Here is a 21,435-nt window from a genome sequence, read left to right as displayed (position 1 = left end):
TCCTCCTTCCTCCGGGTGCTATGATTTGCGCTTGCTTTGCTGAGTTTTCATCATAACGGGTCTTCGTTTCATCAGAGATATAGGGGCTCGAATGTACACATCCTTCCAGTCGCTTGGACGCATAGGGGAGAAGGGAGTCACATACGGTACGCCAAAGCTTTTTAATTTCGTCAGATGGATACAAATTAACAGAAAGAACAATACGGTTCCAAACATGCCCAGGATTGCTGCAAATAGCATGCCAACGAAACGCAAAAGACGCAAGGTAATGCCCGCACTATATGTCGGTATCGAAAACGAAGAGATGGCAGTAACCGAAACCACAATCACCAGGAACGGGCTAACAATGCCCGCATTGACAGCAGCATCGCCGATGACTAAGCCTCCCACAATGCCCATGGCAGGACCGATAGGTTTGGGCAATCGTATGCCGGCTTCCCGCAGGATTTCGATAGAGATTTCCAGAATCATAACTTCTATGACAGATGGAAAAGGAACGCCTTGACGGGTCTCGATGATGCTAATAATCAGCTTGGTTGGAATCAAACCGGGATGAAACGATATGAAAGAGATATATAAAGCAGGACCCATAAGCGCTATAAAAGCTCCGCAAAATCGTAACACGCGTAAAAGTGTCCCTGGAATCCAGCGCTCATAATAGTCCTCGGGAGATTGGAGTAGCATACTGAAGGTCACCGGAACAATAAGTGCAAAGGGAGTACCATCCAGCAGAATCGCTACTCTTCCTTCCAACAAAGCACTTATGACACGGTCGGGGCGCTCAGTGTTGTGAGCCTGCTGGAACGGACTTAAATAATTGTCTTCAATAAGTTGCTCCACATAACCGGATTCAGCTAAAAAGTCCATGTCTATTTTTGAAATTCTGCTGTTTACTTCTTCGAGGAGATCCGGATTCACAATATCCTTGATGTACGCGACAACCAGATCTTTTTTGATTCGGCTTCCCACTTGGAATTTCTTCATTTCCAGACTTTTGTTTATGCCTTGGCGTCGAAGCATCGAAGTATTTTCACTTAATACCTCCGTAAAACCGATCCTGGGACCCCGAAGTAATGCTTCAGAGGTTGGTTCATTGACGGAGCGAATGGCGCCATTAGGCGAGCCTACCAGCAGTGCTCCCTTCATTCCTTCAATTAATAAGGCAGTATGCCCTAAAAGTATAGACTCTTGCAGGTCCTCCATATCAGCAACTTCACTAATTTGCGTAAGCGGCATCAAGCTTTCTTTTATAAAAGAGCTATTTATACTTTCCTGCTGTTCCTGTGGGGCCTGCTGGCCGTCAAACATCAAGACCTCCAATACCTGCTTGCTCATTAGCTTTTCATCCTGCATACCATCTATGAAGACTAAAACGGACCGTGCATGATATTTCTTTACTACAAACTCACGAAAATGCACATCACTATTTTCGCCTATAGCTTCTTGGATCGACTTTAAGTCGGAATCATAATTCCCTGTAATTTTGGAGCTTGGTTCATGCTGCTGATCAGCGTGGCCTTCGTTATGTTCGTCGGAAAGCGGATGATCAGAAGAATGCTTGGATTTCGCTCCCTTACTGCCAACAAACGAATAAATCGAGGTGTTTATATAATAAATCCCTAAAGGAATAATCAACGCGAGGCCTGCTTGAAAGAGTGTACTCCAGCTTGGAATATAAGAAATTATTTTAGACCACATGATGATCACCTCCATACGATTAATTCATTTTTCCTTAAGATACAAGTTGTTCCTAAAGTATTCCTTATAAAGGTTGTATTTACTCATTAAATGGTATGTTGACTTGTGGTCTCTTCGTATTTTGGCGGAAAACTCTTTCTATGCTAGTGTGTCAGTTGACACCCATATTAGGATTATGTTAATCTCCAATCAGGAAAACGTTTACTCAATATAATTATTTGAGGGAAATAATATGAAAAAAAATCAAGTGTCCATAAAGGATATTGCCAGGTTAAGTGGAGTTTCTGTAGCTACGGTTTCCCGTGTGATTAACGAGAATGGTCGCTTCTCTGAGGAAACACGGCAGAAGGTTGTTGAAGTAATCCAAAAGTACCAATATGAGACTAACAGCATCGCCAAAAGCCTGCGGATGAGTAAATCACAGACGATTGGCGTTTTGGTGCCGGATATTAATAATGAATTTTTTTCAGTCATTGTACAAAAAGTGGAAAGCTTCTTTTTTAAACAAGGATATTCTACCATTATATGTAATACTGCTAAAGATGCGGAGAAGGAACGAGAATATTTGAAAACCTTGGATGGAAAAATGGTAGATGGTCTGATCTGCATTTCGGGTCAGGAGGAGCTTTCTGCGGAATTGCTTAAACGTCCCATTCCAATTGTATGTATTGACCGACGACCAAAGATTAATACGAACGTAGCTTTTATTGAGTCCAATCATTATGAGGGTGGATTTTTGGCGACAGAGGAGCTGATTAACAAAGGCTGCAAGGAAATTTTGCTGTTGACCAAGCAAAACAATCTATCCTCTGTTAATGAGCGTCTGTACGGGTATAAAGATGCTCTGCAAAAGCATGGACTGCATCCATCCGAGGACCACTTGGTTGCAGTTCGCAATGATGGGCCTACTCTGGAGACCGCACAGGCTGCTATTAAACATGTCTTGGAAAAAGGACTGCGGTTTGACGGTATTTTTGCAACTAATGACTGGTTGGCTTTGGGCGGATTACTGGCGTTACAGAAATTCGGAGTACAGGTCCCCGGTGAAGTCAAGATAGTGGGTTTTGATAATGACACAATTTCCCAATATTGTAATCCACCATTGACCACAATTGAACAGGATAAAGAAACACTTGCAGATAAAGCTTCCAGTATGCTGCTTCGTATGCTGAGTGGAGACAAGATGGAACAAGAGCAGCATTATTCCATCCCAGTACGATTGATACAACGCAGTACCACCTAGTTTCGTGGTCAGATATCATCTTGCATTAGCCAAGGGAGAGGTGAGCATAGGTACTGTTTTACCTCTCCAGAGTAAGATGGTCGAGCTGTGCTCTATTATGCTGTAAACTTTCCCGTTTAATATCCAACAAAAAAATGGTTTGACAACAATATCAGAAAATGATAACTTTAATTATGTTAAATGTAATCGTTTACCCAAGAGAGTCAGAATCCATATGATGTGTGAGAAACCAACAAGTGATGGAGTTCGAGCCATGAACTGTTGTTATTTTTTTCAATGGGTAAACGTTTTCTCTACTGATTTATTCAATACCAAAGGGCATAAAGATCAACTGCTGCTTTTTGGAAAATGTTAAACAGATTATGTCGTTTGAGTAATCGTTTACTCTATTTTAGAAGAAGGGTGATTATGAATGAGTATGTTATTATGTCCTTCCATGATGTGCGCTAATTTCAGCTCCTTGGAACATGAAGTAAACGCGCTGGAAGAAGCCAATGTGGATATTTATCATATTGATATTATGGATGGTAGATTTGTCCCTAATTTCGGAATGGGGCTTCAGGATTTGGAGTTTATCCGTAAACAAACCCAAAAAACAATGGATGTACATCTGATGATAGACAACCCTTCCGCCTATATTGATTTATTTGCCGATAAGGGTGCAGACATCATTTATTTTCACCCGGAGGCCGATATGCACCCGACGCGCACCATTGACCGAATTGTTGGAAGCGGGGTAAAAGCGGGAATCGCTCTTAATCCGGGGACAGCCATTGCTGCAGTAGAACCTTTACTTGGCATGGTTGACTATGTGTTGGTCATGACCGTAAATCCGGGTTTTGCAGGGCAAAAATATTTACCCTTCGTGAACGACAAGATTAAAGCGCTGCAAGCTTTTAAACGCGAAAAGGGATTGAATTATACAATCGTGGTTGATGGGGCTATCTCCGAAGAGAAGATCAACGAATTGGCACACTACGGGGTTGAAGGATTCGTACTGGGGACATCCACTTTGTTTGGTAAAGAAGAATCTTACAAAACCATCATTAACAGATTAAAAAATATCTAATTCGGGGAGGAATAAAGCCATGAAAATTGCCATCGGTAGCGACCATGTGGCTGTAGAGCTTAAAACGACGATTTCAACTTATCTTAATGAACTGGGTCATGAGGTCATGGACTATGGACCGCAAACTTCAGAAAGAACCGACTATCCGAAGTATGGAAAGCTCGTTGCAGAGGCTGTGGTCGGAAAGCAGGCTGACGCAGGCATTCTGATTTGCGGCACAGGCGTGGGAATATCCATCTCGGCCAACAAAGTCAAGGGAATTCGGGCTGTAGTATGCAGCGAGCCTTATTCTGCACAGTTGTCCAAGCAGCACAACAATACAAATGTTCTTGCATTCGGTGCACGTGTCGTCGGAAGCGAATTGGCGAAAATGATAGTGAAATCATGGCTGGAGGCTGAGTTTGAAGGAGGACGCCATGGCGACCGCATCAAGATGATATCCGACATCGAGGAACAGCATTTGTGCTGACGAACGACCACTTAAAACATAAATGACTTGGAGGAGATTACATTGGCAAAAAGATTAATCGCAAGCACGAAAACGGATATTTTGAAATTTAGCGCAGCAGATCTAAAAGAATCCATTCTGGCTTCTGAAGGGCGCGTCATTATGGGACAGCATCATGTGATGCTGAATTCCGGCCTGGTCGATGGCGTTACCAATGCGGAGATCCAAGCAGCTTACGGCGCAGATATGGTTATGCTGAATGGCTTTGATATGATCAAGGAAGAATCCAATATCGGATTGCGTGAAATGAAGCATGGCAAGCTGGCTGATAAGCCGTATAGCCTGAAGCAAATCAAGGAATGGGCCGGTGTTCCGCTCGGTATTTATTTTGAGTGTCCAAGCCCGGATGCTCAGGTTGCGGGAGAACAATATGTGGAGGCCAAAGAAGGAAGAATCGCTTCCAGAGAGAACTTCCTGCGTGCCTTAGAGATTGGAGCTGACTTTATCGTATTGGGAGGAAATCCTTCCGCAGGTACAACCTTTGAACGGATCATTGAGGCTACCAAGCTGGCAAAAGAAACACTGGGAGACAAAATCCTGATCTGCGCCGGAAAATGGGAAGACGGAACCATTGAGAAAGTATTGGGTGATCCACTGAGCGAGAGACCTTCCAATGAAATTATTAAGGACTTGATCGATTCTGGTGCTGACGTTATTACGTTGCCTGCACCTGGCTCCAGACATGGTATTACAGTGGAGCACGTCAGACAATGTGTAGAATTTGTCCATTCATATAAACCCGGAACGCTTGCTCTTTCTTTCCTGAACAGCTCAGTTGAAGGGGCAGATGTTCAAACGATTGCCTGGATCGCACTCATGATGAAACAGACGGGCGCGGATATTCATGCCATTGGAGATGGTGGTTATGCAGGAACACCTCTTCCTGAGAACGTATACCAGCTTGCGCTGTCCATTAAAGGACGCAGACATACAATCAAGAGAATGGTAGGAAGAAGCCGGTAACGATTGACCCCGTGTAATTCAGAGACTCTATATTCTTTTCGTACTCCTTGGAGTGCGCGTAGAGTCTTTGAATTACCACCATCAATGTAAACGTTTACTTTCATAGATGCCAAATGAGGATTAAAGGAGCGAGCAGTATGTCCGATGAAAAACTGGCAAAAGACATTTTAGCGTCCGTTGGCGGAGAAGGAAATGTCTCTAGCTTGGTGCATTGTGCCACTCGGTTAAGATTTAAATTAAATAGCAGGGATCAGGCCGACAAGAACCAAACACAAAATATTCCCGGGGTTATTACAGTTGTTGAAAACGGTGGACAATATCAAGTGGTCATTGGAAATACGGTAGGGGACGTATATAAAGACATTTTAAAGATCAGTAGCCTTGGAGATGACGACAAATCGAATGCATCCGCTGCTTCTGATGGCAACTGGTTTAACAAAACGGTGGATATTATTTCCGGTATTTTCACACCATTTTTGGGGGCGCTGGCAGCTTCGGGGATTTTGAAAGGGCTTTTATTAATGCTCGTCTCGTTAGGATGGCTCACCAAAACAGGTGGTGTCTATTCGATCTGGTTCGCTGCCGCAGACAGTATCTTTTATTTCCTGCCGATCGCGATTGCTGTGACCTCTTCGAAGAAATTTGGAGCCAATACCTTTGTTGCGCTTGCGGTAGCAGGGGCTCTGGTGTATCCGAATATTATTACTTTGTATAACGATAAAACGGATATTTCGTTCTTCAATATTCCTGTTGTTCTTATGAGTTATACTTCTTCGGTTATTCCAGTGATTATCGCGGTTTGGTTGCTATCCATTCTGGAGAAATTCCTGAATAGAGTAATTCATGATAGCGTGAAAAATTTTATAACGCCACTTATCTGTCTGATGGTCATTGTTCCCTTGACTCTGATTGCGGTTGGACCAATTGGAATATATGCGAGCTTGGGGCTGGCTAAGGGTTACACTTTCTTATACAATTTGAGTCCGATTGTAGCGGGAGTCATTGTAGGTGCCGGGTGGCAGATGTTAGTTGTTATGGGGCTCCACTGGGCGTTTATTCCTATCATGTACAATAACATTGCGGTATACGGTCATGATACTTTGAAACCATTATTTGCGCCTTCTAACTTTGCACAAGCAGGTGCGGCACTGGGTGTATTCCTTAAAACCAGAAATCCAAAAGTGAGAGCGATTGCCGGGCCTGCAGCGATAACAGGTTTGTTTGGCATCACGGAACCGATCATCTACGGGATTAGTATCCGCTACAAAAAACCGTTCGTATGGGCTATTATCGGGGGCGCTATCGCCGGGGCAATCACAGGTGCGGCGGGTTCCGTGGCAATTGCTCCAGGTATACCGGGCTTGGCATCCCTGCCGATATTCTTCGGCACAGGATTTGCCGGATTCGTAATTGCCATTATCGTAGCTTATATATTCACAGCCATTACCACGTATTTCTTTGGATTTAATGATTCCATGGAAACAGAAATGATTGCAGTCCATGAAGAGAAGAAAGAAGCTGCAACCCCAGCTCCTGCGCTAACGAACGAGAATATTTCCAGCCCGCTGACGGGTACTGTCAAACCGTTATCCGAGATATCTGATGAAGTGTTCTCTACTGGAGCCATGGGTAAAGGCGTTGCTATTGTGCCTGAGGATGGCAAACTGCTCTCTCCATTCAACGGAACTATAGCTAATGCCTTCCGTACAGGCCATGCGATTGGTATTGTATCGGATGGAGGAACGGAGATCTTGGTTCACATCGGTATGGACACCGTCAAGTTGAAAGGACAGCATTTTAAAACGCATATCTCAGAAGGGGATCGGGTTACCAAAGGTCAACTGCTGGTCGAGTTTGATATTGGAGCAATTAAAGCTCTGGGCTATGACATGACTACACCGATTATTGTGACGAATACAGCCGAATACTCTGACGTTAAGGTGCTGGGAAATAACCGAGTGTACACAGGAGATTCATTGCTGGAGGTCAAGCTATGAAGACTACGGAAAGACTAAATCAAATCAATGCACCTTTGGTTATTTATGAGGTAATGAGCGAAGCATTCCGCCCGTATGGAAGGCTGCTGCCTCATTTTAATACCACAGAGCTTATCAAGTATGCAAAAGAAACGACCAGCGTACCCGATCAGGGAAACCATTATGTACCTTCGGTCGCAGAACTCGAAGACTTCGGTGTAATTCACCGGATTCAAGATGAGGTGTACGGCCAACTTCCAATTCAGGCTGGTTTTTGCGCAGGTCAGAATACGGGTCTGACCGGGCTGGAATATCATCAGGGCAGCGAGGTGGTGATTGCCGCTACAGACTGTATTCATCTTGTCGGCAGAGTACAGGACATTGAGGACAATTCCTATGACAGTGCAAATGTTCAGGTGTTTTTTCAGCCTAAAAACACGGTTGTCGAGATATATTCAACGACACTTCATTATGCTCCCTGTAAAGTTGACAGTGAAGGATATTTGACGATTGTGATCCTTCCGGCAGGAACGAATATGCCACTTGAAGCGGGAGAAGGTAGCCGGGGGAACCTACTGCTGACTAAGAAAAATAAATTTCTTATGGTTCATAGTACACAGATGGAAAAAATCGCGGCTGGCGTCCATCCCGGGCTGCACGGGAAGTTGCTGAATATTTCACCCATTTGAGTCAAAGTCCATCATTCATAAATTAAACTAAGGGACCAGCTAGCTGGTCCTTTTTTTTAACTCAATTTCAGCTGCTTACCTTTATCCCTTGAAGCAGAATAGGGAAATCCCTAAATATTTTTAATTTGAACTACATTGTGATTCTAATCACATATAGCTCTATCTGCTGCATTAAAATAGAAGCATAAGCAATATTCATAGGAACGTAGGAGATGTCGTCGGATAGGAAGCATCGTCGAATGAATGGAGGAACCGGTATATGATAAACAGTAAACAAAAACTTGTGGTTATAGGGAACGGGATGGCTGGTATCAATACGGTCGAACAAATTTTGAAATTAACGGATAAGTATGAAATTACGGTCCTGGGAAATGAGCCGCATCCGAACTATAACAGGATCATGCTCTCTTATGTGTTGGAAGGTAGTAAAACGATTGATGATATCATACTGAACGATTTGCAATGGTACGCGGATCAAGGGATTACTTTATATACAGGAAAAATGGTGAAAAGCATTGACGGTGAGAACAAGAAGATTCGCACCGAAGACGGACTGGAAATTGATTATGATGTAGCTTTGGTAGCTACTGGTTCACAATCATTTATTCTGCCTATTCCGGGTAAAGAATTACCGGGTGTCATCGGTTTCCGAGATATCGCCGATTGCTCGGCAATGCTTGAGGCAGCAAAGACCTTTAAAAAGGCAGCTGTCATTGGTGGAGGCCTATTGGGGCTGGAAGCAGCTAAAGGCTTGGTCAACCTGGGTATGGATGTTACGGTCGTTCATTTAATGGAGGATTTGATGGAACGCCAGCTGGACCGGGAAGCCTCTGCGATGCTGAAAACAGAACTAGAACGCCAGGGAATCAAGTTTGCTATGCAAATGCAAACTGCGGAGGTGTACGGTCAAGATCGGGTACAAGGACTGCGGTTTTCAGACGGAAGCGAGCTGGAAGCGGATTTGGTCGTTATGGCCGTCGGGATCAAACCTAATATTCAGGTGGCTGTGCAAAGTGGTATGGAAACGAACCGTGGTATTGTAGTCGATGATTTGATGAGAACCTCCGTGCCGGATGTATATGCTGTAGGGGAATGTGTTGAACACCGCGGAACCTGTTACGGCTTGGTAGCTCCGCTATTTGAACAGGGGAGTGTAATTGCCAAACATTTGGCAGGTGCGGATACTGAAGGTTATATGGGATCGGTGGTTTCCACCAAGCTCAAAATTTCAGGGGTGGATGTTTTCTCAGCTGGCGAATTCATAACCCAGCCTGAACATACGGTGATTGTGGCAAAGGATGAGTGGAAGCGCACATACAAAAAAGTGCTGCTTCGTGAAAATAAGATTGTTGGAACTGTACTGTTTGGCGATGTGAGCGAATCTGCTAGCCTTCAAAAATATGTGCGTCAGCAAACATTGATGACAGATGAGATATATGGACAGATCATGGGTACTGGATGCAGCAAGGACGGGGCGAAATCATTATCCGCTGAAACGATGGCTGATGACGAAATTGTCTGTGGCTGTAACGGTGTAACCAAAAAGACGATTGTGGATGCGATTAATGATAATGGACTGACCACAGTCGATGAAATTAAGGCATGTACCGGAGCAACGCGTTCCTGTGGAGGGTGTAAGCCGGTTGTAGAGCAAATTCTGCAGTACGTTCTTGGAGACAGCTTCAAGACGTCAGCCAAGCAAGGAATATGTGGCTGCACAACTTTGAGTCGGGACGAGATTGTGGAAGCGATCAAAACCAAAGGACTGACAACAACGCGTGAAGTTATGAATGTACTGGGTTGGCATAATGATGAAGGATGCTCCAAATGTCGGCCAGCGCTGAATTACTATCTGGGAATGATTAACCCGGATACCTATGAAAATGAGGGAGATTCCCGTTTTGTAAATGAGCGATTGCACGCGAACATTCAAAAGGATGGAACGTTTACAGTTGTTCCTAGAATGTACGGTGGTGTAACGACCCCAGAAGATTTGAAGAAGATAGCAGATGTTTCTCTTAAATACAACGTTAAGGTCGTTAAAGTAACAGGAGGACAGCGGCTGGATTTGATCGGTGTCCGTAAAGAGGATCTGCCTAAAGTATGGGAAGAACTCGATATGCCGTCGGGATATGCCTACGCGAAGTCACTTCGTACAGTTAAAACCTGTGTTGGATCACAATTTTGCCGGTTTGGCACACAGGACTCGATGGGAATGGGAGAAGTGTTGGAACGGAAATTCGAACGACTGGATTTCCCGGCAAAATTCAAATTAGCGGTTAATGGATGTCCACGCAACTGTGCGGAATCATGTACCAAAGATATCGGAATCGTAGGTAATGATGGGGGCTGGGAGATCTTTATCGGTGGTAATGGCGGTATTAAAGCGCGGTTGGCTGATTCACTCTGTAAAGTAAAAACCGACGCCGAGTTGATTGATATTGTAGGAAGCGTAATGCAACTCTACCGGGAAACAGGACAATACCTGGAACGTACTTCGGAGTGGGTGGAACGGATCGGTCTGGAGGAGATTCAGAAGGCTGTCGTTCATGATACAGATCATCGACAAGCTTTAGTAGAACGCATCGAATTTGCATTACAACAGGTCGAAGACCCTTGGAAAAAGATCATCAATGATGAGGATTCACGCAAAAATTTATTCGAGGTTGTCACCCCGTCTATTGTGTAATTGTATCTAAAATGCCTGAGGAAGGGAGCGATCAAGCAAATGATCAAAAATGCCGAATGGCTTGTCGTCGGTCATAGTAAGGATTTTCCGATCAGAATAGGGCGTACCATCCATATCAAAGGTACTGAAATTGCTGTTTTCCGCACTTCGGAGAATGAGCTTTATGCCGTTGAAAATAGCAGTCCTCATCCCAAAGGAGGTCCTCTTACAGAGGCTATAGTATCTGGTCATTATATCTATGATCCTTTATATGACTGGAAAATTGATCTGCAGACGGGCATCGTTCAAGAGCCTGATCACGGACAAATTAAAACGTTCGCCGTTTGTGAAGAGGGAGAAGAAGTAAAAATATCGTTCGAAACGGTTTAGTTCGTCTGTTGGAATACAAATAAAAAGGGCTCGACAGGAACAATCCTGTGGGGCCCTTTTTTCGTCTTGGATCAGGTAATGGTAACGCCTGCGCTTGCATAACCTACGATAGTGTTTACGAGGGAAAGTCCCGTAGCTGTTGCAGAGAAGACAAGGAGCAGACGAGTCTGTGCGGTTACGGGGATAGCCAAACCAGTAGTAATGCCGCTAGAGGTCGTTCCCAAAGCAACAATGCCATTCAGTGGAGGGGCCAATGTAACGATAGCTCCCGGAACTGCTGTGAAAGTGTTATTAGGTGTTGGGGAACTAAACAGCTGGGCAGTAATTGTCGCAGTTGAACCCACGAGAGTTAATGCAGCTGTTGTACTGAAGTAACCAGTAATAGATGTAATTACGCCATCCCGTGGTACGGAAAAAGCAAAGTTAATCAGAGGTCCTACAAGTGTACCTGTCAGGTCTATGACCCCGCCTACGAGGCTAATACCTGTTGCTGAGCTCCCAAAGCCGATCAAACTTGTGGTTCCTACCACTCCGCCAAGAACAGTTGTCAGTATAGCAGGTCCTCCTGAAGCAAACGGGATGATGGCTCCCGAGCCGGTGGCTCCGGTAATCCCTGTAACGCCCGTAACACCCGTGGCTCCAGCAGGCCCTATGGCCCCGGCTGGCCCGACCAATCCATCCGCGCCCGTAGCGCCCGTGGCGCCTGTCACACCCCCGGCAGGGCCCGCAGAACCTGTAGCGCCGACAGGTCCGGCCGGGCCTTCCGGTCCAGCGGCCCCGATAGGCCCGGCGGCGCCAACAGGTCCAGCCGCTCCAATGGGCCCCGCAGGCCCCACGGGCCCGGCAGGGCCAACAGGTCCGGGTGCTCCGATAGGTCCAGCGGCGCCGATAGGTCCGGGAGGCCCTTGTGGCCCTGGTCCACCTGCGGGTCCAGGCGCACCGCCGGGTCCCACAGGTCCAGGAGGTCCTTGTGCACCGGACTCCCCTGACAAGTATGTTTCACCTAATACGTTGCTAACCGTCGTTCCAGCGATTCTGATCGCGCTGATTAAGCTGTCTTTAAGAGCAGGATCAAGGGATTCTTGTAAAACGATGGACAATAGGGCATCCAGCAATTGTTGCAGTGCAGTACCTACGCCGATCGGAGAGAAAGGTGTAGCTTCTAACGCAACAATAGCAAGCTCCAGCGCTGCCAGCAAGTCTGCCTTAACCCCGCCTCTAAGTCTTAAGCTTTTCGCCAGAGACAACAAACGTCTTAAAATCTGTTGCAAGGAAGATACATTAGCCGCAGAGGGGTTTGCGAATACGACGGGGATGATCGCGGTCAATTCATTAATCAGTCTGAGAAGAGCTTCGATACTTTTATTTACTCTTGTTGGTTTACAGTCTTCGTCTTTTTTTGAAGCACCACTGAACCTGAACGGTTTTTTATGTTTCATGCTCAAATATCTCCTCCTTATCATTCTTCCTACTGTAGAGGTGATAGGTGGTTCATCGCCCCGCTTCGCAGATATTCATAATATATTTACTGAAGCGAAAAGGGTGAATAAACAAGCAAAAATGATTGTTGGAGGCTTGTACATAAAATATACATAAAAAAATACGGCCCCCGAAAAGCTTGGAGGCCGCGTTGTATTTGCTTATACTCATCTGATGTATGAAGCTTGAAAAGTCTTATTTAAGAATACGTACCAGCAGTTCAGCCATCTCACCTCTGCTGATGGCTGCTTTTGGCTTGAGTGTTCCATCTGGATAACCGCTGATCCAACCGGAGGATACTGCATTTTGAAATGCTGCGGAGGCCCATGCTGAAATCTGCTGCTCATCCTTGTAGGATTGTAGTGCAGTAGTGCTGGAAATGGATATCTGATTCTGCATCGCGTGTGACAGGATCACCATCGCCTGCTCACGGGTAAGACTCTCATCAGGTCCGAAAGTTTGAGCGGCTAGCCCTTGAATCCATCCCTGACGATGAGCAGAATCCACGGCTGATCCAGCCCAGTGTCCCTGCATATCTGTAAATGAGGTAGAAGGGCTCTCTCCAGCAGTTCCCAATGCTCTGGTCAGTATGGCTACAAATTCTGCACGGCTTACAGCGCGCTCAGGGCGTATGTTGCCGTCTTTATAGCCTTGTATCCAGCCTTTGTCTGCAAGAGATTGCAGGGACTTCGCTGCCCAATGGCCTTGTACATCCGGCCATACCTGAGCTAGCTCTTGCGAATCTGACGAATTGATTTGGTCATTTTGCACACTGGCATTATTGGTTTGAGACTTTGCGTCTGTGGCGACGACAAAGGTACCTAACCCGGTCGTATTGACACTCACACCCGACAAAATCCCTTTTGAATCCATTACAGCAGTCCCTTTTAGAATCTCACGCTCGCCATTCTCATGAATAACAAGAATGGAGAACTGGGGCTCTGCATTGTGTAACTCACCTAAGGATTCGTTATCCAGCGGTAGAATGATCGACGAGGTTCCTGTCACATTGGCTTTGATGTCTGTAACCGGACCCATCAGCGTCAGGCTGGATTGTTGCTCAGCCCAATCACGGATCTGCTGTGCACGTTGTACATCCACCTGCTGGAATGACAATGTAACGTCTTGCTGGCCTGAGGCCATGCGGGTTAAGGTGTCACCGGATATCATCAGTGTACCATATCGGGATATTACCGATGCACCAATCTTATCCCATTTATTCAGTAAAGAATGAGAAAGGATAACACGACTCAGTTGCTTCTCCTGCTCCAAACGAATGTCTGCGTATGCTTTGCCTTCGCGAAGTGCTTGCTGTATCTGCTCATCCAGGAATGCCGGCGAAGGAACAAAGAGGGAGAACTCTTTCCCTTGTTCGGAAATTCCGATCTGTGGTACGAAAGCAGATAGATCCTCATTCTTATCTTTGTTAGATTTGCCTGTGTTTGCAATTACCTTGGCAGGGACGGTGACTTCTATGGCTTGCGTCAACGCACGAGAACCATCGCTTACCCTCATAACATCCAGCATGATAGTTACAACGGAAGGAGTATCTGCTTGAACAATAGTTCCGTCTGTACGCACGATGTCTGGCTGGCTACTGCTGCTGATGGTCACACGGAAACCATCAGGTACAACAGGCAACCTGAGCAGTGTGTCACTTGTTGTAGGAGCTGGTATGCTTGTGATGGAATCCGCAACGCGCTGCGCGGTTAACCCTTGCGGATATACTAGCCCTGACGGGGCACTCTTCATACCATTTACGTTCTGTAGCACATAGTAGCTGGCTCCTTCAGGCACAGGTGTAAATGTATATTTTCCCTCTCCCGAACCGATTCCTTCCGCTATAAGCTCCTGCTGGGCATTGTACAGTTCAAGCCGTGCGCCTGGTAAGGCACCTGTAACGACCACAGAGGCTATATCCCCATTGCCTGCTGCGGCTCTAACAGCACGGGGCAGCACGTTTATATGGCGCTCTGCTGGCTCCGCTGTCCAACCTCCATTGTCGCTATAAGCATAGTTCAATACATATACACCGGGTACATTTATATCGACATTCCCGTTACCTGAAAGCTCAGGGATCAGGATATTGCCGTATACGCTGTCCAGTACACTGGCTCCCGGATCAGTGAAGCTGTCACCGGCTTCCAGAACAATTGGATTACTGCCGTTCAATCGTACGTAAGGTGTATTCGGTAATGCCTTCAGCACTGTGATTGTGAATGTTCTTTGTACAGAAGCGGTACCTTTAGAAATAATGGCAATTAACTGTACATTCATATCACCGTCTGTATATTTAGGCCGATTCACCTGACCGCTATTGCTGAGAATATCTGGTTGATCCGAAGACCAGTCGATCTGGGTGTCAAATGCTCCTGTACGAGGCAGAGCGATGGAATCCTTAATCCCTTGCGGATAATCCAAATTCAGTGTATTAGCTGCCAAATTTACGGCTTCATCAGCGCTTACGGGCAATGCTGGCACGAGCAGGCTGAATGTTTTTCGTAGCTCAACCCCGCCTCGTGACACAACTGCTTCCAGCGTGATGGTCTGATCGCCCTGCACATAGCTTGGGAATGTTACATGCCCAGTATGATCCAAGAACTGGGGCTGAGTCGATGACCATGACACCTGAACACCATGCAGAGCGTCTTTTGGCAAATATACGTCTCCGGTTACTGTAGTCATTGGCAGCTCAAGCGCCCTGTATGCTGCGTCAACGGCTTCTGTATCGCTCATGGGCAGACTGAGTACATGCGCAGTAAAGTTCTTTGTTTTCGTTAAGCCTGCAAGTTGCAGGGTAGCCGTTAGGGTAACATCCGTATCTCCACTGTTATAAGAGGGTCTGGTGAGTGTTCCATCTGCTGCAATGACAAGAGGTTTGGACGAGGACCATTCGATCTGCGCTCCACCATAACCGGATAAAGGGAGAGAAATACTCTCTGTTACCGCAGACAAATTGCCAAGCGAGAGGGTGTCTGCTGCTTGATCCAATGTATCTTGTGCAGTTATCTTCGGTACGGTAACTTCGAAAGTTTGAGTATCCGAGGCGCTTCCCTTCGCAATCGTAGCTGTCAGTTTTACTTTTCGGTCACCCAGATCGTACCGCGGGCGTGTGACAGCCCCCTCGTTCGTAATGACGTCAGGAGTATCCGAACTCCAGCTCACCGTCGTATCATTCAATCCAGCGAGTGGCAGTGTCAGCTTTTGGGATACGGAATCAACTGTATCTCCAGATGCGAAGCCTAATGCAAGAGCAGCTTTGGCCTGTGCAACTCTCTCGGCATCGGTAAGTATGTTCACTTTAACTTCTGAGGGAGTGCTCTCCCCCTTAGCATTCACGGCCTGAACCGTGTAAAGGGCTTCACCTGGCGGCAATGCTGAAGTGTCTATGAATTGGGTTAAGTTACCTGAATAGAGCGTTACACTATCTCGTATGACTTTGTATGAAGTTGCATAAGGAACAGCATCCCAGCTTAACTCCACTGTATTTCCATTTTTGGTTCCTGTAAAATGCCCCGGAGCCTGTGGAACGGGCAATCGCTCCCCATAAGCTGCGAATTCCATGATGGAAGCCCACTGATTGTTTCTTGTATTTCCTTGATCAATATATAATCGCAAGTATCGTGTAGTTACAGGGGCAATGTTCTTTTCAACATTAGAGCTCTCATTATTCTGGACGGTATCAACAGTCACCCAATTACTTCCGTTGCTGCTTGTTTGCAATCGGAAACTGTATGGATCACGTTGATCCTGCCACCCGTTATGGATTCCCATACCTGTAACAACGTATCGATCTACGATATACCAGTCTCTCAGATCTACCTGAATCCATTTTTCACCGTTGCTGGCTTGATACCAGCGGCTTGTTGGTTCGATTGACCCATCCACAGCTCTGGAGGGATCATAGGGCTGGCTGTAGCCACTGGATGTGGCTGGCTTGTTAAGCACCACATTTTCCCAACCGGCAGCGTGAACCTCATTCGTCCCTATGAGCAGGAACGTACCGCCGATAAATGGCAGCAATGGAACCAGCAAGCGATAGGGTTTCAATTTGTTGCGTGTGAAGTTATTGCCTTCGAGCACGCCATCACCTCTTCTTCATTAATTAGCCCACCGATGAACACATTCATTAAGGGCGGGATGGGTAAACCCCTTCGGTTGCGATATAGTAGTTTACATTCGGCAACGGGGAAGCCCCGCGCAAGTCGGGTAATGCAAATGTGCTCATTCCATCGCCGCCAAAATTAGTGCCCAGCAGACTGAACAGTGCTGTATTTTGCGAAATAGATAAGAGCTGACCCTCGCATTTTAGCCAACCTTTAGGAGCGAACATGTACGGGTACACCGTAATTTCCCCAATATAAGGCTCATAACCTGCATGTGCCTGTTTGGGACTGATCGCCGTTCCCCCTAACAAAATGACCGCTAACAAACTCAACACAGCGGCTTTCTTCCAAAAATGATTCTTCATACCTACAACTCCTTTTTAGTTTCGAATAATGGCCCACGAATTCAACAAATTTGTGACATTAGTCATAGAATGAATAGATATTATCATGTAATTCCACTTTTGGCACTACAGTTCATCTATCAAATTCACCTTTTTATTCCTTTTGTGAGTAAAGAAATTTATTCCATTGCCCATGCATCTTTTTTCTAATCCAGGTAAATCTATATACAAATCCTATGGAAGTGAAGGAGGAAAGAGTGTGTGGCAGGTCATCGGAACTCATATGCCTAAATGGAACGTATGGATGGAAGCTTTCTTTTTGTTCCTCATCCCTTTGATTATTTTTCTGACGGTACGACAAATTAGAGCGATGGATGGTCGAGAGAGCAGACGTATGGAACGATTAAAGCTTTTAGAAGAAGAAGACCGTTCGCAGCATGCAGATCGTAATCCGTCTGTAAGTGAGGCTGAGAAGGTAAAAGGGACCTTTACCGAAGATTATGAAGCCAATGTAGCAAAAATCAGACAAGCAGTTACGGATATGTCAGACGTGAACGAACGATCTGTTTTTCTGGAAAAATTGAACGCTGTAGGCACACTTTTTTTTGTGGATGGATTAACGGACAAGGTTGGCATGGATCAGAATATTTTAAAGCCGTTGATGGATTGGGGCAGCTCCGGGCAAGAGGGGGAAGATCTCCCGAGAGGAGAAGAGCTTCGGGATATGTTTATTCGTCAGGTTATGCTGGTATCGGAGACAGAGCATACATTAGAGGTGCAGTTCTCCTTGCAAAAGGTGCTGTTCGGTTCAGTCATACTCTTGATTCAGGGCATACCGGGTGCTTTCGTGCTGGGTACACCCAAAGGGAATACACGAGGGGTGGAAGACCCCATATCGGAATCGGTGCTGCGGGGACCGCGAGTCGGTTTTACAGAGATACTCAGCGATAATACAGCGATGCTGCGCAGGCATGGAGAAAGTACGGAACTAGCCATGTCGTCCTTTAAAGTCGGCAAAAGAGTGGAAAAGCAGCTGATGGTGGTGTATTTCAGAGACATTGCCGACCCGGAGCTTGTAGATGAGGTAAAACGGCGGGTCAAAACCATTGATATGGATGAGGTGCTGGAGTCGGGCTATGTGGAGCAACTTATTGAGGATAATTTTCTTAGCCCCTTTCTGCAAATTCAAAATACGGAGAGACCGGATCGGGTCATGGCTGCATTGCTGGAGGGACGTGTGGCGATTCTGCTGGACGGTACACCTTTTGCGCTCCTTATGCCTGTGACGTACGGGATGATGCTCCAGTCTCCCGAAGATTACTATGAACGATGGATACCGGGGTCGCTTATTCGATTTCTTCGTTTTATGGCAACTACGATATCTCTGTTCGCCCCGGCGCTCTATATTTCCTTTATCTCGTTTCATCCCGGACTGATTCCAACCAAGTTGGTCATTTCCATTATCAGTGCGAGACAGGGAGTTCCGTTTTCGACGCTGATTGAGGCCCTGATTATGGAAATTTCCATCGAAATTTTACGCGAGGCAGGACTTCGGCTCCCCAAACCCATCGGTCCAGCGATGGGCATCGTCGGCGGTTTGATTATTGGACAGGCCGCTGTTGACGCCGGGATTGTGAGTCCGATTCTCGTTATTGTGGTAGCGGTCACGGCGATTTCTTCCTTTGCCTCACCTGTATACAGCGCCGGGATCTCTATGCGTGTTCTTCGTTTTGGGGCCATGTTCACGGCTGCTATCTTCGGTTTGTATGGAGTGATCATGTTTTTCCTGATGCTGAGCATTCATATGGCTAAATTACACAGCTTCGGCGTGCCATATCTTAGCTTAACGGCCCCCCGTTCATTGAAGGACTGGAAAGATTACTTTTTGCGAGCACCGTTACAATTTATGAAAAATAGACCCATTCTATTGAAGCATAAAGATCCTAAGCGACAAGGATGAGTTCAACAACACAGGAGGGAGCAAGATGGCCCGTGGGAAAAAAACGGATAAAATTACAACGTTACAGACGACGGAAATCGTGCTTTGCTTTATGCTGGCTGCCGGGTTGCTTACTCTTCCCAGAGTAGCCGTTGAAACTGCAAAAACACCGGATGTGTGGATGTCCGTCATTTTAGCAGGGGCTGCCACTTTCCTGTTCGGATGGATTATAGTCAAACTAAGTTCACGGTTTCCAGAAAGCACCTTTTACCAGTATGTTCAGCGGATAACTGGCAAAGCCATCGGCAAAGTGTTGGGCATCTTGTTCGTCATCTATTTTATTTGTATAGCTGCATACGAAATCCGAGCTGTGGAGGAAGTAACGTCGTTCTTTTTGCTTGAAGGAACTCCAGTGTGGGCTATTTCAGCCCCCTTTATGTGGATCTCTCTGTATCTCTGCTTGGGGGGGATAGGTACATTGGGTAAAATATGTCAAGTTATATTCCCGATTACGGCAGCTATCTTTTTATTGATATGTTTGCTGAGTTTGAATATTTTCGAATTGAATAATTTGCGTCCTGTTTTGTCCGAGGGTGTGATGCCAGTGATTAAAGCGCTCAAGACTACAACCCTGACCCTAACGGGGACAGAGTGCCTGCTGTTTATTCTTTGTCGGATGGAAAAACCGGAGAAAGCAACTAAGGCGGTCGGACTGGCAATCGGGATCTCGACCATTTTTTATACAGCTACGCTGATCTTATGCATTGGCGCCTTTTCGGTGGAAGGAGTTATGACCAGAACCTGGCCTTTTTTAGACTTGGCCCGCTCCTTTGAAGTGGAGTATCTGTTATTGGAACGGTTCGAATCCCTATTGTTGTCCATTTGGATCATGCAAATTTTTGCTACATTCAGTATTGCTTTTTATTGCGCTTCGCTCGGAGTTTCTCAAATTTTGAATAGCTCTTATTCCAAGGCGCTGTTTATTTTGCTCCCGTTCATCTACGTCCTGTCCCAAATTCCCAAAAATCTGAATGAGTTATTTTCTTTTGGAACGATGATCGGGAATGCAGCTTTCGTTCTATTCGCTCTGCTTCCACTCCCTCTGCTGCTTATTTCTCATTGGAGAGGGGTGCGGTCATGAAGAGAGTCCAGTCAGGATTACTCGGAATGGTGGCTCTCCTGACATGCTGTACACTTTCAGGCTGCTGGAGCAGCTCTCCGGTGGAGGATCTAAATCTGGAGACGGGCATTGCTATGGATGTAGTGTCACAATCTTCACAAGAAGAACAAATTAAACGGAAAGGAGGAGACTATCCGAAAAAAGAGTTAATCACCGGAACCTTTCAATTTATCATCCCAGAGGAAAGCGGCGGCTCCAACAGCTCCTCCCCACAAGCTAAAAAGTTTTTTAATATTACGGAAACGGGGGATTCCGTTTTTGAAATGTTAAGAGAAATTTCATTGCGAACCAATCGACCGCCCATCGGACAACATTTGAAAACGATTATTATCAGCTCCAGTCTGCTTCGCAAAATTCCATTGTATGAGCTGCTGGACTTTTTCTTGGGGGATAATGACATTCGGCCCAGCGTCCAGCTGCTGATTAGTACAGACAAGGCGGGCAATGCGCTTCAGGAGAAAATTCCTGGTCAAATTCCTGCCTATATCTTAAAGGATATTTTCGAAAATCGTAAACGGAATGCCCGGTTGATAAAACCCGTGGCTTTGGTTAAAGTGGTCGGGCCCATGAAGGGTAAAAGAAGCTTTATATTGCCCAATGTCATTACGGCTGAGAATGAAATCAAGCTCGCAGGTGCGGGAATCATCAAGGGAAAGACACAAACCTACGGTGGCTTTCTGAATGAGTCAGAGGTCGAGGGTCTCATGTGGATCAAAGGCCAATTGGTTGGAGGCGTGCTGAAAAGTAGTGATCCCCAAACCGGTAAAAATATAGCCTATGAGATCAAAGCGGTGAAAAGCAGGATCAAGGCCATCGTTCAGGGAGACGACATTTCCTTCCAAGTAAAAATGACCTCAGAGGGGCGCGTTTCCGAGGTTTTTAACAAGAAAGAAAATTTGCGTAGCAATGATGTGCTCGGACAAGAAGAGAGTATCTTTCAGGAGAGAGTTAATTCATTAGCTGAACAAACTGTAGCCAAAATGCAAAAGCTGCAGGCTGATGTTGGAGGTTTCGGAGAAGCGTTGAGGATTCAGCATCCTAAAGTTTGGCGTAAGGTTAAAGAGGATTGGGATAACATTTTTAGTACCATTCCTGTACGTTTTAGCACAGATATCCATATTGAAGATTACGGCTCTTCGATTACGACGGCAGACTAGTTTGCACCTATTTAGAAAAACCTTCA

At 45.9% G+C, this 21,435-nt stretch carries 15 protein-coding genes; 11 read left to right on the top strand and 4 right to left on the bottom strand.

What is annotated here, in order from left to right:
• Positions 1–18 precede the first annotated feature (18 nt).
• Positions 19–1,698: a spore germination protein gene (locus MHB54_RS09775; protein ID WP_264454205.1), complete on the bottom strand. Its 1,680-nt coding sequence runs from the start codon at positions 1,696–1,698 to the stop codon at positions 19–21.
• A 232-nt stretch (positions 1,699–1,930) separates the two neighbouring features.
• Here MHB54_RS09775 and MHB54_RS09770 point away from each other — a divergent pair, with 232 nt between their 5' ends.
• The 8 genes from MHB54_RS09770 (at position 1,931) to nirD (ending at position 11,204) form a co-directional block, all read left to right on the top strand.
• Complete coding sequence (locus MHB54_RS09770) at positions 1,931–2,941, top strand: LacI family DNA-binding transcriptional regulator (protein WP_028541072.1); 1,011 nt, start codon at positions 1,931–1,933, stop codon at positions 2,939–2,941.
• A 412-nt stretch (positions 2,942–3,353) separates the two neighbouring features.
• The gene (rpe, locus tag MHB54_RS09765; protein WP_069079782.1) at positions 3,354–4,010 is read left to right on the top strand and encodes a ribulose-phosphate 3-epimerase; all 657 of its coding nucleotides are present in this window, start codon (positions 3,354–3,356) and stop codon (positions 4,008–4,010) included.
• A gap of 19 nt (positions 4,011–4,029) precedes the next feature.
• Positions 4,030–4,479: a ribose 5-phosphate isomerase B gene (gene rpiB, locus MHB54_RS09760; protein WP_023986894.1), complete on the top strand. Its 450-nt coding sequence runs from the start codon at positions 4,030–4,032 to the stop codon at positions 4,477–4,479.
• A gap of 42 nt (positions 4,480–4,521) precedes the next feature.
• On the top strand, positions 4,522–5,481 hold the full coding sequence (locus MHB54_RS09755; protein ID WP_023986895.1) for a DUF7916 family protein: 960 nt from the start codon (positions 4,522–4,524) through the stop codon (positions 5,479–5,481).
• A gap of 137 nt (positions 5,482–5,618) precedes the next feature.
• The gene (locus MHB54_RS09750) at positions 5,619–7,478 is read left to right on the top strand and encodes a beta-glucoside-specific PTS transporter subunit IIABC (protein WP_264454204.1); all 1,860 of its coding nucleotides are present in this window, start codon (positions 5,619–5,621) and stop codon (positions 7,476–7,478) included.
• Positions 7,475–8,146 carry a DUF4867 family protein gene (locus MHB54_RS09745; RefSeq protein ID WP_023986897.1) on the top strand — a complete coding sequence of 224 codons (672 nt, stop codon included), beginning with the start codon at positions 7,475–7,477 and terminating at the stop codon, positions 8,144–8,146. Before MHB54_RS09750 ends, MHB54_RS09745 begins: the two co-directional genes overlap by 4 nt.
• A gap of 259 nt (positions 8,147–8,405) precedes the next feature.
• Positions 8,406–10,835, top strand: coding sequence for a nitrite reductase large subunit NirB (gene nirB, locus MHB54_RS09740; protein WP_023986898.1), 2,430 nt, complete (start codon positions 8,406–8,408; stop codon positions 10,833–10,835).
• Positions 10,836–10,874: 39 nt separating this feature from the next.
• On the top strand, positions 10,875–11,204 hold the full coding sequence (gene nirD / locus MHB54_RS09735; protein ID WP_023986899.1) for a nitrite reductase small subunit NirD: 330 nt from the start codon (positions 10,875–10,877) through the stop codon (positions 11,202–11,204).
• Between the two features lie 71 nt (positions 11,205–11,275).
• On the opposite strand, the gene MHB54_RS09730 is transcribed toward nirD, so the two are convergent.
• The 3 genes from MHB54_RS09730 to MHB54_RS09720 form a co-directional block, all read right to left on the bottom strand.
• Positions 11,276–12,643 (bottom strand): exosporium glycoprotein BclB-related protein, encoded by a 1,368-nt coding sequence (locus MHB54_RS09730; protein ID WP_264454203.1) that lies wholly within the window; start codon positions 12,641–12,643, stop codon positions 11,276–11,278.
• A 235-nt stretch (positions 12,644–12,878) separates the two neighbouring features.
• On the bottom strand, positions 12,879–16,766 hold the full coding sequence (locus tag MHB54_RS09725; RefSeq protein ID WP_264454202.1) for an immunoglobulin-like domain-containing protein: 3,888 nt from the start codon (positions 16,764–16,766) through the stop codon (positions 12,879–12,881).
• 46 nt (positions 16,767–16,812) lie between these two features.
• Positions 16,813–17,154 carry a phage tail protein gene (locus tag MHB54_RS09720; protein ID WP_023986902.1) on the bottom strand — a complete coding sequence of 114 codons (342 nt, stop codon included), beginning with the start codon at positions 17,152–17,154 and terminating at the stop codon, positions 16,813–16,815.
• A 238-nt stretch (positions 17,155–17,392) separates the two neighbouring features.
• Between MHB54_RS09720 and MHB54_RS09715 the strand changes: the two genes are divergently transcribed.
• Genes MHB54_RS09715 through MHB54_RS09705 form a run of 3 tightly spaced genes read left to right on the top strand, consistent with a single transcriptional unit; the run spans position 17,393 to position 21,409 of the window.
• Positions 17,393–19,093, top strand: a complete 1,701-nt coding sequence (locus tag MHB54_RS09715) for a spore germination protein (RefSeq protein WP_264454201.1) — start codon at positions 17,393–17,395, stop codon at positions 19,091–19,093.
• Between the two features lie 25 nt (positions 19,094–19,118).
• On the top strand, positions 19,119–20,213 hold the full coding sequence (locus MHB54_RS09710) for a GerAB/ArcD/ProY family transporter (protein WP_028541065.1): 1,095 nt from the start codon (positions 19,119–19,121) through the stop codon (positions 20,211–20,213).
• Positions 20,210–21,409 (top strand): Ger(x)C family spore germination protein, encoded by a 1,200-nt coding sequence (locus tag MHB54_RS09705; RefSeq protein ID WP_023986905.1) that lies wholly within the window; start codon positions 20,210–20,212, stop codon positions 21,407–21,409. The genes MHB54_RS09710 and MHB54_RS09705 overlap by 4 nt, the downstream gene beginning before the upstream one ends.
• Positions 21,410–21,435 lie beyond the last annotated feature (26 nt).

Origin of the sequence: Paenibacillus sp. FSL M7-0802 (assembly GCF_038004945.1) — a bacterium.
GTDB classification, from domain to species: domain Bacteria; phylum Bacillota; class Bacilli; order Paenibacillales; family Paenibacillaceae; genus Paenibacillus; species Paenibacillus polymyxa_B.
This window is presented reverse-complemented; position numbering and strand designations above follow the sequence as displayed.